15 protein-coding genes are annotated in these 14,128 nt (G+C 72.2%); 7 read left to right on the top strand and 8 right to left on the bottom strand.

From position 1 onward, the window contains the following. The first annotated feature begins 113 nt into the window (after window positions 1–113). Window positions 114–1,718, top strand: a complete 1,605-nt coding sequence (locus ACZ31C_RS14580; protein WP_465795951.1) for an ABC-F family ATP-binding cassette domain-containing protein — start codon at window positions 114–116, stop codon at window positions 1,716–1,718. A 73-nt stretch (window positions 1,719–1,791) separates the two neighbouring features. On the opposite strand, the gene ACZ31C_RS14575 is transcribed toward ACZ31C_RS14580, so the two are convergent. Next, complete coding sequence (locus ACZ31C_RS14575) at window positions 1,792–2,079, bottom strand: cadmium resistance transporter (protein WP_465795675.1); 288 nt, start codon at window positions 2,077–2,079, stop codon at window positions 1,792–1,794. Between the two features lie 372 nt (window positions 2,080–2,451). Here ACZ31C_RS14575 and ACZ31C_RS14570 point away from each other — a divergent pair, with 372 nt between their 5' ends. The 3 genes from ACZ31C_RS14570 to ACZ31C_RS14560 all read left to right on the top strand — a co-directional run bounded on the left by ACZ31C_RS14570 (window position 2,452) and on the right by ACZ31C_RS14560 (window position 5,580). Beyond that, window positions 2,452–2,679, top strand: a complete 228-nt coding sequence (locus ACZ31C_RS14570; protein ID WP_007072022.1) for a helix-turn-helix domain-containing protein — start codon at window positions 2,452–2,454, stop codon at window positions 2,677–2,679. A gap of 46 nt (window positions 2,680–2,725) precedes the next feature. Beyond that, complete coding sequence (locus ACZ31C_RS14565; RefSeq protein WP_396742991.1) at window positions 2,726–3,493, top strand: enoyl-CoA hydratase/isomerase family protein; 768 nt, start codon at window positions 2,726–2,728, stop codon at window positions 3,491–3,493. Window positions 3,494–3,603: 110 nt separating this feature from the next. Further along, window positions 3,604–5,580, top strand: coding sequence for an ABC transporter ATP-binding protein (locus ACZ31C_RS14560; RefSeq protein WP_396743309.1), 1,977 nt, complete (start codon window positions 3,604–3,606; stop codon window positions 5,578–5,580). Between the two features lie 6 nt (window positions 5,581–5,586). Here the strand turns inward: ACZ31C_RS14560 and mug are convergent, their stop codons facing one another. The 6 genes from mug to ACZ31C_RS14530 all read right to left on the bottom strand — a co-directional run bounded on the left by mug (window position 5,587) and on the right by ACZ31C_RS14530 (window position 10,046). Beyond that, entirely contained in the window at window positions 5,587–6,144 is a 558-nt protein-coding gene (gene mug / locus ACZ31C_RS14555) for a G/U mismatch-specific DNA glycosylase (RefSeq protein WP_465795674.1), read from the bottom strand. 146 nt (window positions 6,145–6,290) lie between these two features. After that, complete coding sequence (locus ACZ31C_RS14550) at window positions 6,291–7,052, bottom strand: SDR family oxidoreductase (RefSeq protein WP_465795673.1); 762 nt, start codon at window positions 7,050–7,052, stop codon at window positions 6,291–6,293. A gap of 119 nt (window positions 7,053–7,171) precedes the next feature. Then, the gene (locus ACZ31C_RS14545) at window positions 7,172–7,639 is read right to left on the bottom strand and encodes an SCO6045 C-terminal-like domain-containing protein (protein ID WP_465795672.1); all 468 of its coding nucleotides are present in this window, start codon (window positions 7,637–7,639) and stop codon (window positions 7,172–7,174) included. Then, a complete protein-coding gene (locus ACZ31C_RS14540; RefSeq protein ID WP_465795671.1) occupies window positions 7,636–8,451 on the bottom strand; it encodes an MbnB/TglH/ChrH family RiPP precursor modification enzyme in 816 nt (271 codons plus the stop codon). The genes ACZ31C_RS14545 and ACZ31C_RS14540 overlap by 4 nt, the downstream gene beginning before the upstream one ends. Further along, entirely contained in the window at window positions 8,448–9,371 is a 924-nt protein-coding gene (locus ACZ31C_RS14535; RefSeq protein WP_465795670.1) for a TIGR04222 domain-containing membrane protein, read from the bottom strand. The genes ACZ31C_RS14540 and ACZ31C_RS14535 overlap by 4 nt, the downstream gene beginning before the upstream one ends. 102 nt (window positions 9,372–9,473) lie before the next feature. Then, window positions 9,474–10,046: a TetR/AcrR family transcriptional regulator gene (locus ACZ31C_RS14530; RefSeq protein ID WP_350696601.1), complete on the bottom strand. Its 573-nt coding sequence runs from the start codon at window positions 10,044–10,046 to the stop codon at window positions 9,474–9,476. Window positions 10,047–10,193: 147 nt separating this feature from the next. Here ACZ31C_RS14530 and ACZ31C_RS14525 point away from each other — a divergent pair, with 147 nt between their 5' ends. Beyond that, window positions 10,194–10,868 carry an HAD family hydrolase gene (locus ACZ31C_RS14525; RefSeq protein ID WP_350696602.1) on the top strand — a complete coding sequence of 225 codons (675 nt, stop codon included), beginning with the start codon at window positions 10,194–10,196 and terminating at the stop codon, window positions 10,866–10,868. A 158-nt stretch (window positions 10,869–11,026) separates the two neighbouring features. Beyond that, a complete protein-coding gene (locus ACZ31C_RS14520) occupies window positions 11,027–11,953 on the top strand; it encodes an RIO1 family regulatory kinase/ATPase domain-containing protein (RefSeq protein WP_465795669.1) in 927 nt (308 codons plus the stop codon). Between the two features lie 82 nt (window positions 11,954–12,035). Here ACZ31C_RS14520 and ACZ31C_RS14515 read toward each other — a convergent pair whose 3' ends face one another. Continuing rightward, the gene (locus ACZ31C_RS14515) at window positions 12,036–12,284 is read right to left on the bottom strand and encodes a DUF2630 family protein (protein WP_350696606.1); all 249 of its coding nucleotides are present in this window, start codon (window positions 12,282–12,284) and stop codon (window positions 12,036–12,038) included. 481 nt (window positions 12,285–12,765) lie between these two features. On the opposite strand from ACZ31C_RS14515, the gene ACZ31C_RS14510 reads away from it, so the two are divergent. Continuing rightward, window positions 12,766–14,103, top strand: a complete 1,338-nt coding sequence (locus ACZ31C_RS14510; protein WP_465795950.1) for a cytochrome P450 — start codon at window positions 12,766–12,768, stop codon at window positions 14,101–14,103. Window positions 14,104–14,128: the final 25 nt, after the last annotated feature.

Genomic DNA, 14,128 nt, shown 5'->3' with positions numbered 1-14,128 from the left:
CCGTGCTGCTCTGCGAAGGCTGAACGCCCCGCGCCGACGGGTCACCATGATCCGCCGGCGCTTTCGTGTGCCCTGAGTCAGCCCTGCGGATCCCCGAGAGCGAGTACCCCGACATGATCACTGCCAGCGGCCTGGAACTGCGCGCCGGCGCCCGGATCCTGCTGTCCGACACCACGCTGCGGGTGCAGCCGGGGGATCGGATCGGCCTGGTCGGCCGCAACGGCGCCGGCAAGACCACCACCCTGAAGGTGCTCGCCGGTGAGGGGCAGCCGTACGCCGGACAGATCGACCGGCGCAGCGCCGTCGGCTACCTGCCACAGGACCCGCGTACCGGCGACCTGGAGGTCACCGGCCGCGACCGGGTGCTCTCCGCCCGTGGCCTGGACGCGCTGATGTCGCAGATGAAGGACCTGGAGAACCAGCTCGCCGACGGCGGCGACGAGAAGCTGGTTCGCCGGTACGGCGCGTTGGAGGACCAGTTCGCCGCGCTCGGCGGATACGCGGCCGAGGCCGAGGCGGCCCGGATCTGTGCCAACCTGGGGCTTCCCGACCGGGCCCTCGCGCAGACCATCGGCACTCTCTCCGGTGGCCAGCGCCGCCGCATCGAGCTGGCCCGGATCCTGTTCCGCGACGCGGCCGACAACGGCGGCGGGATCCTGCTGCTCGACGAGCCCACCAACCACCTCGACGCCGACTCGATCACCTGGCTGCGCAGCTTCCTCGCCAACCACAAGGGCGGGCTGGTGGTGATCTCGCACGACGGGTCGCTGCTGGAGTCGGTGGTCAACAAGGTCTGGTTCCTCGACGCCACCCGTTCCGTGGTCGACGTCTACAACCTGGGCTGGAAGGCGTACCTGGAGGCGCGGGAGACCGACGAGCGGCGGCGGCGTCGGGAGCGGGCCAACGCCGAGAAGAAGGCCGGCGCCCTGATGGCCCAGGCGGACAAGATGCGGGCGAAGGCCACCAAGACGGTGGCCGCGCAGAACATGGCCCGGCGGGCCGAACGCCTGATGTCGGGCCTGGAGGAGGTCCGCGTCGGCGACAAGGTGGCCAAGGTGCGTTTCCCCGCCCCGGCGCCGTGCGGCAAGACTCCGCTGACCGCGTCCGGCCTCTCCAAGTCGTACGGGTCGTTGGAGATCTTCACCGACGTGGACGTGGCGGTGGACCGGGGTTCCCGGGTGGCCATCCTCGGGCTCAACGGTGCCGGCAAGACCACGCTGCTGCGGATGCTCGGCGGGCTGCTGGAGCCGGACACCGGCGAGGTGCGGCCCGGGCACGGGCTGCGGCTGGGCTACTACGCGCAGGAGCACGAGACGCTGGACGTCGAGCGGACCGTGCTGGAGAACATGCGGGCCGCCTCGACCGAGCAGACCGACACCGAGCTGCGCAAGATCCTCGGTGCGTTCCTCTTCTCCGGCGAGGACGTGGACAAGCCCGCCGGGGTGCTCTCCGGTGGTGAGAAGACCCGGCTGGCGCTGTCGACCCTGGTCTGCTCCGGGGCGAACGTGCTGCTGCTCGACGAGCCGACCAACAACCTCGACCCGGTCAGTCGGGAGCAGGTGCTCGACGCGATCGCCAACTACCCGGGCGCGATCGTCCTGGTCACCCACGACCCGGGCGCGGTGCTGGCGCTCAAGCCGGACCGGGCCATCCTGCTGCCCGACGGCGACGAGGACGCCTGGAGCGACGACCTGCTCGAACTGGTCGAGCTGGCCTGACCCGGTGTAAGGAAGGGTCCCCTACTAACGCCTGGTGTATAGGAAGGGACCCCTCCTCACACGCGCGCCGGGATCAGCGGGCGAGGTCGAGCAGGTGCCCGACGACGCCGAGGGCGATCGGCAGCAGCCCGAGCAGGCCGGTCCACTCGTCGGGTACCACCAGGAGTCCGGCCGCGACCACGGCACTGGCCAGCACCAGGGCGCCGATGCCCAGGTACTGGCCGGTGACGATCTGCCCGACGCGGGGACGGCCGGTGGTGCGGGCGGCGACGAAGAACACCGTCAGGATGACGATGTCGTCGATGTTGGTCGCGGCGAAGACCACCGTGGCGACGGTTGCGGTGCCGAGCAGGTCGAGCATGGCCGGCAGCGTACGGGCAAGCAGGCCGATCGGAGCGCGACGGAGGGCGAGGCGGTTCAGTCCGGTCGGGGAGCCCGGGCCTCGGGGCGCCGGATGGTGGCCACGGTCGATGCCTTTGGTGAGGAGATGGTGGCGGAACGTGGTGTCGACGGTGCCGTGCGTGCGGGCGGCGGCCGGCCGCCGAAAGCCAGCTCCGGGCCGTTGACGCGCCTGGCGCCGCGACCGCGTGCCGATGGTCGTCACCTATCGGGAAGCTGACATTGCATAGCGTGTCGGTTGGCGAATAGTTGATATCTGGCGCATGATCGTTCGAGGCGGTCTAATAGGTGGGACCGTATCCGAACCGCACAGTCTGGGACGTGAGGACACAGCATGGCAGCCACTGGCACAGCCACCAGCACTGAGAAGGGTCGCCGGATCGTCGGAGCCGAGCGTCAGACGCTCGCCAAGGACCTCGTCAAGCGGTACACCGGAGGAGAGAGCATCCGTGCTCTCGCGGCCTCGACCGGCCGATCCTACGGGTTCATTCACCGCGTGCTCACCGAGTCCGGGGTGCAGCTGCGGCAGCGCGGCGGTGCCCGGCGCCGCAAGAAGGCGTGACCCGCCCGTCAGCGTCGTACACCACCACCGTGACCCGGGCCGCCCGGTGACCACCGAGGCGACCGGGGTCCGGCTGGAATGTGACGGGCCGATCGCCACGGTCACCCTGTGTCGGCCCGACGTGCTCAACGCGCAGACCCCGTCGATGTGGCGCGCGATGAGCGACTTTTCCCGGGACCTGCCCGGTGACGTACGTGTCGTGGTCGTCCGGGGCGAGGGGCGGGCGTTCTCCGCCGGCCTCGACCTGGCGGTCGTGGGCGCCACCGGGCCGGGCTCGTTCGCCGAGCTGGCCGCACTGCCGGAAGCGGAGTGCGCCGACCAGATCGCCGCCCTGCAGAGCGGCTTCACCTGGCTGCATCGTCCGGACGTCATCTCCGTCGCGGCCGTGCAGGGGCATGCCATCGGCGCCGGCTTCCAGCTCGCCCTCGCCTGCGACCTGCGGGTGCTGGCGCAGGACGCGAAGCTGTCGATGGCCGAGGTCACGCTGGGCCTGGTCCCGGACCTGGCCGGCACGAAGCGACTGGTGGAGTTGGTCGGCTACGCCCGTGCGCTGGAGATCTGCACCACCGGTCGGCGGATGGACGCCGCCGAGGCGGACCGGCTCGGCCTGGCCACCCTGGTGGTGCCGAACGCGGAGCTGGACGACGCGGTACGTGATCTCACCGCCGGGCTGCTCGCGCACCAGCGTGACGCCGTGGTGGAGATCAAGGCACTGCTCGCCGGTGCGTCCGGACGGACGCACGCCGAGCAGCAGCGAGCCGAGCGGGAGGCACAGACCCGGCGGATCCGCGATCTTGCCGGGTACACAGAATAGTAAGGACCGTTCGGGAAGATCCGGGTTACTCACGAGGTTGTCGTAGCTGTCGGGACAATTGACCCGACGGCGTACTGAGGCCCTTCCCGGAGGTGTGTGTGTCCAACCCGATGGCCGCCGGCGGCATGGGCGGTTGGAGCATGCTGCGGTCGATGCGCAACGGTGACGAGATCTCCAGTCACCGGTTGCAGCGTGGCGTCGCCCGGCGGATCGTGGCGTTCGCCCGTCCGTACCGGCGCGACATCGTCGTTTTCCTGCTGACCGTGATCGTCGCGGCGGTGATCGGGGTGGCCACCCCGTTGCTCGCCGGTCAGGTCATCGACGCGATCACCCGGGGCGGCGACGAGGCCGGCGCGCTGGTCATCCGGCTCGCGTTCTTCATCGCCGGCCTGGCCGTCGCCGACGCGATGCTCTCCCTCGCGCAGCGCTGGTATTCGGCGCGCATCGGCGAGGGCATCATCCTCGACCTGCGGACCCGGGTCTACGACCACGTGCAGCGGATGCCGTTGCAGTTCTTCACCCGCACCCAGACCGGTGCGCTGGTCAGCCGGCTCAACAACGACGTGATGGGGGCCCAGCGGGCCTTCACCTCGACGCTCTCCGGCGTGGTCAGCAACGTGATCCAACTGCTGCTCACCGCCGCCGTGATGCTCACCCTCTCCTGGCAGATCACCGCGTTGTCGCTGGTGCTGCTGCCGGTGTTCATCATCCCGGCCCGGCGGGTCGGCCGGCGGCTGGCCGAGATCACCCGCGAGTCGTACAACCTCGACGCCAAGATGAACGCGACCATGACCGAGCGGTTCGGGGTCGCGGGCGCGCTGCTGGTGAAGCTCTTCGGTCGCCCCGACGCCGAGGCCGGGCGGTTCGCCGCCCGCGCCGAGCGGGTCCGCGACATCGGCATCACCTCCGCGATGTACTCGCGGACGTTCTTCGTGGCGATGCTGCTGGTCGCCTCGCTGGCCCAGGCGCTCACCTACGGGCTCGGCGGGTGGCTGGCGGTCACCGGCGAGGTCAGCGCCGGTACGGTCGTGACGCTCGCGTTGCTGCTCACCCGGCTCTACGGTCCGCTCACCGCGCTGAGCAACGTCCGGGTCGACGTGATGAGCGCGCTGGTCTCGTTCGACCGGGTCTTCGAGGTGCTCGACCTGGACCCGGCGATCAAGGAGCGGTCCGACGCCGTCCCGGTGCCCCGGGACGCCGGCCGGGTCGAGTTCCGTGACGTGCGCTTCCGCTACCCGAGCGCCGCCGAGATCTCCCTCGCGTCGCTGGAGGAGGTCGCCACGCTGGACCGTACGGTCAACGAGCCGGTGCTCAAGGGCGTCTCCTTCCGGGTCGAGCCCGGGCAGATGGTCGCCCTGGTCGGGCCCTCCGGCGCGGGCAAGTCCACGCTGTCCATGCTGATCTCCCGCATCTACGACGTCACCGACGGCCAGGTGCTGGTCGGCGGCGTCGACGTGCGGGACGCCACGCTCGAATCGCTGCGGGACGAGATCGGCGTGGTGACCCAGGATTCGCACCTGTTCCACGAGACGATCGCGGAGAACCTGCGGTACGCCAAGCCGGACGCCACCGACGACGAGCTGTGGGCGGCGCTGGCCGGTGCACAGGTCGCCGACCTCGTCCGGGCGCTGCCCGACGGGCTGGACACCACCGTCGGCGAGCGCGGCTACCGCTTCTCCGGTGGTGAGAAGCAGCGCATCGCGATCGCCCGGCTGCTGCTCAAGGCACCCTCGATCGTGATCCTCGACGAGGCGACCGCGCACCTCGACTCGGAGAGCGAGGCGGCCGTGCAGCGGGCACTGTCGGTGGCGCTGACCGGGCGTACCGCGCTGGTGATCGCGCACCGGCTCTCCACGGTCCGCGACGCCGACCAGATCCTCGTCCTCGACGAGGGCCGCATCGTCGAGCGCGGTCGGCACGACGAACTGGTCGCCGTCGGTGGCCTCTACGCCGAGCTGTACCGCACCCAGTTCGCGGTGGCCGACTCGCCGACCCCGCACACCGACCAGGCCATGGTGGAGCCGGTGATCATTCCGTCGCGGGAGTACCTCGCCGACGAGGCGATGCCGCCGGCCGCCGCCAACTGACGGCGGTCACTCCCCGGTCGTCGCCTCGCGCAGTTCGGCGAAGGCGGCACCGAGCGTCTGCGGGGTGTAGTGCGCGTTCAGACCGCTGGGGTTCGGCAGCACCCAGAGGTGGGCGCCGGCCAGCGGCTCGGGCTGCCGGCCGAAGGTGGCCTTCGGCCGCGCAAAGCCGATCCGGTACGCGGTCACCCCGACCACGGCCACCCAGCGCGGCCGGTACGCGGCGACCTTGCCGGTCAGCTCCCGTGCCCCGTCGACGAGTTCGGCGGCGGACAGTTCGTCGGCGCGGGCGCTGGCCCGGGCCACCACGTTGGTGATGCCCAGCCCGAGCCCGGGCAACTCGTCCTGCTCGCTGGGGTGCATCAGGCGCGGGGTGAACCCGCCCCGGTGCAGCGCCGGCCAGAACCGGTTGCCGGGGCGGGCGAAGTGCCATCCGGTCGCGGCCGACCACAGCCCGGGGTTGATCCCGACGAACAGCACGTCCAACCCGGGCACGATGACGTCCGGCAGCAGTCGGTCCACGGCCGCCGCCAACTCCTCCCGGGTCGGCCGGTACCCCCGATCCACGCCGTCGGTCCGCGCAGCGTCGCCTTCCGGTCGCTTGGTCGCCGGCCGCGCAGCGCCGCCTTCCGGTCGCCCGGTCGCTGCACGGGCGGGGCTGCCTTTCGGTCGCCTGGTCGCCGGACGGTCAGCGCCGCCCGTCGGTTGCCTGGTCACAGGCCGCGCAGCGCGCCGCCGTCGACGGGGATGGTGACCCCGGTCAGGTAGCTCGCGGCCGGGGAGAGCACGAACGCGGCCACCCTCCCGAACTCGTCGGGGTCGCCGATGCGGCGCAGGGGGATGCCGGCCTCGGCTTCGGCGCGGGCCTGTTCGGGGTCGCCGCTGGCGGCGAAGAGTTCCCGGTTCCGGTCGGTCATGATCCGCCCCGGCAGCAACCCGACCACCCGTACGCCACGGGGGCCGTACTCGTCGGCGACGTCCTTGGCGACCCCGGCCAGACCGGGGCGCAGGCCGTTGGAGATGCCCAGCCCGGTGACCGGGCCCCGCGCCGAGGTGGACAGCACGAGCGCGATGGCGCCTCCGTCGGGCAGTGCCCCGGCCACCGTCCGTACCGTCCGTACGCTGCCCAGGAAGATGGTCTCGAAGGCGCGTCGCCACTGCTCGTCGTCGACTGAGGCGGCGCTGCCGGGGGGCGGTCCACCGACCGAGACCAGGGCGCCGTCGAGTCGGCCGAAGTGCTGGTGCGCGGCCTGCACCAGCCGTTCGGGCGTGTCCGGGTCGGTGAGGTCGGCGGTGATGCCGACGGCGTGCTCCGGCCCGCCGAGTTCGGCGGTGGCGGCGGCCACCGCGTCGGCGTTCCGGGCCGAGAGCACCACCCGGGCGCCGTCGGCGACCAGGCTCCGCGCCGTGGCGTGACCGAGGCCGCGCGAGGCGCCGGTGAGCACGTACACCCGGTCGGTGAGTCCTAGATCCATGCCACCGATCCTGCCGCAGCCGGTGCGCGTCCGGCACCTCCGGGTCCGTCCACCGCGCCGACCCCTGATGTTAGGAGGGGACCCCTGCTATACCGCAGGCGTTAGAAAGGGTCCCTTCCTTACATCCGCAGGAGCCGTACGCGGCCGGCTAGTTGGACCGCGACGGCGCGGTCGACGCGCGCGAGCGCGGGTGCCCGGCGGGGGCGTGGCGCCCGAGCGCCGTCGTAGCGCAGGGTGGCTTCGCGGACGGCGAGTTCCTCGGCACCCAGCGGTGGCAGTTCGGCACGGTCGCGCAGCGCGCGGGCCAGGTCCCAGCCGTCGCGCAGGCCACCGCCGGTGGGCCGGTCGGCGGCCCAGGTGAGGAAGGTCGACGGCCAGCGTGGGCCGAGGGCGGCGGTGAGCAGCGGCCAGTGGCGGGCGACCTCGCCGGCCCGCTTGCGCAGCAGCGCCGCGCGGGCGGCGGCCAGCGGTGCGGGCGCGAACCCCGGGGGCGGTGGGCCGCCGGCCACCAGCGCGGCCACCAGTCGCGCCTGTCGCTCGGCCAGCGTGTCGCCCGGCGCAGGCAGCTCGTCGGGGTCGACGCTCACGTCACCACCGGCAAGCCGCTGGCGGTGGCGATGGCGTCCAACTCGGCGCGCAGGTCGGCGGCGGGCGGGTAGTGCCCGTCGCGTTCCAGCATGACCGCCGGTGGCCGGTGTCGCGCGCACACCTCGGCGAGCAGGTCGAGGACGTCCTGGCCGACCGGGTCGGTGTGGGTGTCGTGATAGAAGCCGCCGTGGTCGGCGCCGCCGGCGACGTGCACGTACGCGACGCGGTCCAACGGCAGCCGATCCAACAGGGCCAGCGGGTCGGTGCCCCGGTTACGGGCGTTGGCGTGCACGTTGGCGATGTCGAGCAGCAGCAGCGCGTCGGTGCGGTCCAGGATCTCGGTGAGGAACGTGGCCTCGTCGAGTTCGTCGTCCGGCCAGTCGAACAGCGCGGCGATCGGCTCCAGCGCGATCGGCACCGGCAGGTCGGCCCGGGCCCGGGCGACGTTGGCGCAGACCACGTCGACCGCCTCGCGGGTGCGGGGCAGCGGCAGCAGATGCCCGGCCTCCAGGCCACCGGCCCGGACGAAGGCGATGTGTTCGCTGACCAGGGGGGCCGCCAACAGTTCGGCGACCGCCGCCAGGTGGCCGACCCGGGCCGGATCGACCGGCTCGGTGCCGCCGAGGGAGAGCCGTACCCCGTGCGGCACCACGGTCACGCCGCGTCGACGCAGCTCGACCAGCCCGTCGGGTGGGTCGGCGGGGGACACGCCCTCGGCGACCACCTCGACGAAGCGCAGGCCGGGCAGGTCGGCGACGAATCCGGCGATCTCCGGTCGCCAGCCGATGCCCACCCCGTGCGGGCCGGTCATCCGCCGCATCCTCCACCGCCGCCGCACCCGCCGCCGCCTCCACCACCGCAGCCACCGCCGCTGTCGCTCGCGCCTGCGGTGCTGCCACCGCCGCAGGCGGCGGTGCCGCCGGTGCCGGTGGCCGCCTGGCGCTGGAGCTCGGCCTGCTGGGCGAAGGTGGGGTCCATGGCCCAGATCGTGGCGCTGCCGTAGAGGGCCACCGCCATCGCGGTGCCGGCGGCGCCGTAGGTGGCGTACGACGGGTTGCTGCGCGGTGCCAGGTGGTGGTTGCGCATGCGGAGCAGCCGCAGCGCCGCGTCGGCGGCCTTGGTCCGTCGGGGTACCAGGGCGAACAACAGGGTGGCCACCACGCTGAGTGCGAGGACGACGGCCACGAGATACCAGACCGGTCGCCCGTTGGCCGCGCCGGCGAAGATGCGCGCGATGCCGACCGCCGACAGCACGGCCATCAGCAGCGGGCCGATCCGCAGGGCCGCCCGCTGCTCCGGGGTGACCAGCAGTCCGTGCCGGTCCAGGCCGTCCCGCAGCTCGGTGAGGGCCCGGCTCACCCACTCGGTCGTGATGACCTGCCGGGCGGGGCAGCGCTGGCTGGCAGCGTGGTGGACGGCGCGGTCGAGCGGGGTCGCGCCGGGAGGCAGGGGAGCGTCGGCGGTCAGCCGGTGGTGCTTGTCGACCCCGATCACGCCCTGTCCCCGCAGCGCGCCGATGGCGGTCCAGACCGCCAGGTTCTCGCCGCCGTTGAGGAAGGCGAGCTGCTGCGGGCCGAGTTGGTCGGCGGGGGGCGCGGAGCGGCCGGACAGCACCGCCCGGCGGTGGATCAGGGTGCCGACGACGAGGACGAGCGCCGCCGCCAGATAGAGAAACAGGAAGGTGCGGCTGGGAATGCCCCAGGTGTGGAAGTCCGCCGCGGGATCCGTCATGGCCTGCTCCTGTCGCGCGAAGGGAACGCAGACTCATTGTGGAGCGCGGACGCCACCGTGCCGAGGCCGGGACAGCCGGGTTATCGGGCCGTTACCGACTGTTCAGCGGCGACGGACGGCCTCCTCGACCAGATCGAGGACGGGGCCGAGGTCGCCAGCGGGTCGTCCCATCGCCAGGTGCAGGACCAGGCCGTCGTAGGCGAGTTCGAGGAAGCGGGCCAGCACGTCGATGGGTACGTCCTCGCGCAGCACTCCGGCCTCGCGTTGCCGGGACAGGCGGTCCCGGGTGGCCTCGGCGATGGCCGCCGAGCGCTCGGCCCACCGCTTGGCGAAGGCCGGGTCGGTCCGCAGCCGTCGGGAGACCTCCAGTTGGCTGCCGAGCCATCCGGTGGTGTCCGGGGAGACCGCGCGGGCGAGCAGGTCCCGCATGACCTGGACCAGACCGTTGCGGGCGACGGTCTCCACCATCGTCGCCGCGTCGTCCTCGGCGACGGCCAGGAAGAGCGAGTCCTTGTCCCGGAAGTGGTGGAAGATGGCCCCTCGGGACAGCCCGGTCGCCTCTTCGAGTCGGCGCACGGTGGCGCCCTCGTAGCCGTGCCGAGCGAAGCAGGCGCGCGCGGCGGTGAGGATCTCGTGTCGACGGGCGTCGAGCTGGTCCTGACTTACTCTGGGCACGTCACGATCGTGTCAGCTCACCCGGGGTAACGCAAACCGTACGTACGGCTTGGAAATCGGGTTCTGGTCGGGGTCAGTGCCGGTACGACATCACCGCGTAACCTCCGGCCCTGTCGGGCGGGTACCGGATTCCCGTAAGGTGCCCGAGTGCCACTGCTCCTGCTGGATCTGGACAACACCCTGCTCGACCGGGCCGGGCCGTTCCGCACCTGGGCAGAGCGCTTCCTCGACGGCATCGGTGCGCCCGCGCACGACATCGAATGGCTGTTGTCGATAGACGCCGACGGGCTGACCGACCGATGGGACGTCGCGGACGCCATCCGGGACCGCTACCGCCTGCGGATCCCCTCCATCGATCTGGTCGAGGAGCTGCACGAGGGCATCGTCGAGTTCACCCGGCTCGATCCGCTGGTCGCCTGCGCGCTGCGGATCGCCGACGACGCCGGCTGGATGCCGGTGGTGGTCACCAACGGCACGGTCCGCCTACAGGACACCAAGATCCGGCGTACCGGCCTGGACCGGTACGTGGCCGACTGGGTGATCTCCGAGGAGGCCGGGGTCAGCAAGCCCAACCCCCGGATCTTCGCGCTGGCCGCGCAACGGGCCCGGATGCCGTTGCGCGGCGCCTGGGTGATCGGCGACGGCCCGGAGGCCGACATCGGTGGCGCCACCGCGGTCGGGCTGCCCAGCGTCTGGCTGCACCGGGGTCGGCCCTGGACGGACGCCCGGTTCGCCCCGACGGTCACCGTCGACACGGTGATCGCCGCCATCGCCGCGATCATGGGCGCCACGGGCGGCGCGGCGGGGCGTACCCGCGCCTGAGGTCGAAAACGGGTTGCCCCGGCGGGGCGACGCGACGAGCATGGTCCGCGCATCGTGCTGCCGGGCGTGCGCCCGGTCGAGGAGAGGAGGTCGGTCATGGCCGTTCTCGCAGGTCAATTCCTGCCTCCATCCACCTCGAACAAGGGACGACCAGCGCAGTGCGCGATCACGACTCCTCGGTGCCGGAGCGCCGAGCCCGCGGCAAGCGCCGCTTCGACGACGACGAACCACACTTCCTGAAGCGCGGGCGGCCGTCCGGCCCCGCCCCGACCGATCCGGACGACGAGCCCGACCCGGAGACCGGTGAGGTCTGGTCCTCCTGGGACGACGCGGTGCACGGCCCGCAACCCCATCCGGCGTGGCTGGTCACCGAACTGGCCGCCAAGGACACCGAACTCGGGGTGCTCAAGACCGGCAAGGAGGCCGACGTCCACCTGGTCCGCCGGGCCGTACCGGAGACCGATCGGGCCTGCCTGCTGGCGGCGAAGCGCTACCGCGATCCCCGACACCGGCTCTTCCACCGCGACGCCGGATATCTCGAAGGACGGCGGGTCCGCCGGTCCCGGGAGATGCGCGCGATGACCGGGCGGACCGCGTTCGGCCGGCAGATGGTCGCCGGGCAGTGGGCGGCGGCCGAGTTCGCCGCGCTGGCCCGGCTCTGGGAGATCGGCGAACGGTTCGGCACGGTCGCCGTGCCGTACCCGGTCCAGTTGCGCGGCACCGAGCTGATGCTGGAGTTCCTCGGCGACCCGGACCAGGGGCGGGCCGCGCCCCGGCTGGCCGAGTTGCGTCCCGAGGCGGGCGAGCTGCGCAGGCTGTGGGAGCAGCTCGTCGACGCGCTGGTGGTGCTGGCCCGCGCCGGGTACGCACACGGTGACCTGTCGCCGTACAACCTGCTGGTGCACCAGGGGCGGCTGGTCCTGATCGACCTGCCGCAGGTGGTCGACGTGGTGGCGAACCCACAGGGGCGGGAATTCCTGGCCCGGGACGTGCGGGTCGTCGCCACCTGGTTCACCGCCCGGGGCCTGCCGCAGGAGCCGGACGCCCTGACCGATCTGCTGGCCCGCGAGGCCGGTCTGCGCTGACGGTCCGGGCGCTGACGTCGGTCGGTCCCGGACGACGGGCTCCGGGTGGCGGTTCCGCCGCCGCCCGGAGCCCGGCGGGTGCCTACTGGAGGTACCGCTCGACCTCGGGCACCGGGCGTGCGCCCTGGGCGTCGGGATCGCCGTGTGCCTGCCGCGCGGCGCGTCGACGGCGGAGCAGGTCCCAGCACTGGTCGAGGGACTCCTCCAGCTCACGCAGCCGGGCACGGGCCTCGTCGTCGGTGCCCGCCTCGTGGGCCTGCGCCTCGGCGCGCAGCCGGTGCTCCTCGTCGACCAGATCGGAGATCCGGCTCAGGATGGTCGTGTCGTCCATGCCCTGAGCCTGGCACAGCGGGCCCGGCCGCGCCCGGGTTCTTCGCGGCGGGACCGCGCCGAGGGCGCTGCCCGCCCGGTCGACCGATTGCTGTCACGGGTTCCGTACCCCCGATATGAGCAGGGATGACGAAGATCACCTGAGAGGGTCGGCGGGTCCGGGAGTGCCTCGCGTCGGCGTGGGTCGGCACTCGGGGCGAGGCCGCGCGGACCGGTGTTGATCAGGCGCGATGAGCGGTGGAGGGGAGTACGGGAAGAGTGTGGTGTCCCTCGTGCACCTGACTGGTACGCCACGTCTCCGTTGTGGACGGCGGGAATGTCGAGCACGAAGATTTCTCGGTGCGTGACTAGTGAGGAGTGCTACGGCAATGTCATGCTCATCGCAATCGTGGCAATTCGAAGAGTAACGCCCCTCACCCCCGGGGCCCGCCCAACTGGGAGCCGACGACGTGAACTGCGCCCGAACCCGGAGACCGGCATCGATCCCGCTGCGGTACACGCTACCGAACCTGTTGCGTGATCCGGCCCGCGCCCTCGTCGAGTTCGGCGAACGCTCCGCAGGTGAGGTCGTCCGGCTCAACCTCGGCTCGCTGCGCCCGTACCTGGTCACCCACCCCGAGCACCTGCAACAGGTCCTGCGCGAGCGCTCCGGCAACTACGTGCGCGCCGGCGACGGTCTGCAGTGGCGCCCGCTGAAGCGGCTGTTCGGCGAGGGCATCCTCAGCGACGGCGAACACTGGGCCGACAGCCGGCAGATCCTCCAGCCGCTGTTCACCGCCCGCCGCATCGACGCGATGGTCGACCGCCTCGCCCTCGCCATCGAGGAGGCCGTCGACGAGCTGGCCGAGCCGGCGCGTACCGGTCGACCGGTCAACATGGGCACGGTGCAGGCCCGCATCGTCTGCTCGGCGATCATGCGGGTCTTCTTCGCGGACCGGATCTCGGTGCCCGACGCGATGCGGATCATGCAGGCGCAGGACGACATCGCCCGCTCGGTGATGCCTCGCATCCTGATGCCGTGGGCACCGCTGGCCGCGCCCATGCCCGGTGACCGGACGTTCCGCCGGGCCGTACAGCTCATCGACGACCTGCTGCTGCCGACCGTGCGGGCCGCCCGCCACGAGACCACCGAGGACGCCGACGACATCATCAGCACGTTGTGGCGGGGCCGCACCGAGGGCGGTGGCCGACTCGACGAGCAGCAGGTCCGCAACGACACGGTGGCGATGGTGGCCACCACCACCGAGACCACGATCAGCGTCCTCACCTGGCTGTGGCCGCACATCGAGCGCAACCCCGAGATCGCCGCCCGGCTCTACGCCGAGATCGACGAGGTGGTCGGCGGCCAGCCGGTACGCCAGGAACACCTGCGCGACCTGCGCTACACCCGGCAGGTGCTCGACGAGCTGCTCCGGCTCTATCCGATCGGCTGGCTCTTCCCCCGCAACGCGGTCGAGGAGGACGTCATCGGTGGGGTCCGGATCCCGGCCGGCTCCACTGTGGTGGTCAGCCCGCTGATCACCCACCGCATGTCGATGTTCTGGGAGCGACCCGACGTCTTCGACCCGGACCGGTTCCGGCCCGAACAGGCCCGACAGCGGCACCGGTACGCGCACTTCCCGTTCGGCGGCGGCCCGCACCAGTGCCTGGGCATGCACCTGTTCTATCTGGAGGCGACGCTGATCGTGGCCGGCCTGCTGAGCCGGTTCCGGTTCCGGCTGTGCCGTCCGGCCGTACCCGGCATCAAGGTGGCCGCCGCGTTGCGTCCCCTGGAACCGGTCGAGGTGGTCCTGCGGCCCGCGCAGGGTGTCGCGGCGTGAGTTCCCGGACCGAGGTATCGCCGGT

The organism is Micromonospora sp. NPDC023869, from assembly GCF_055559695.1.
Note: the sequence above shows the minus strand (reverse complement) of the source record. Positions and strands in the feature narration are given on the sequence as shown.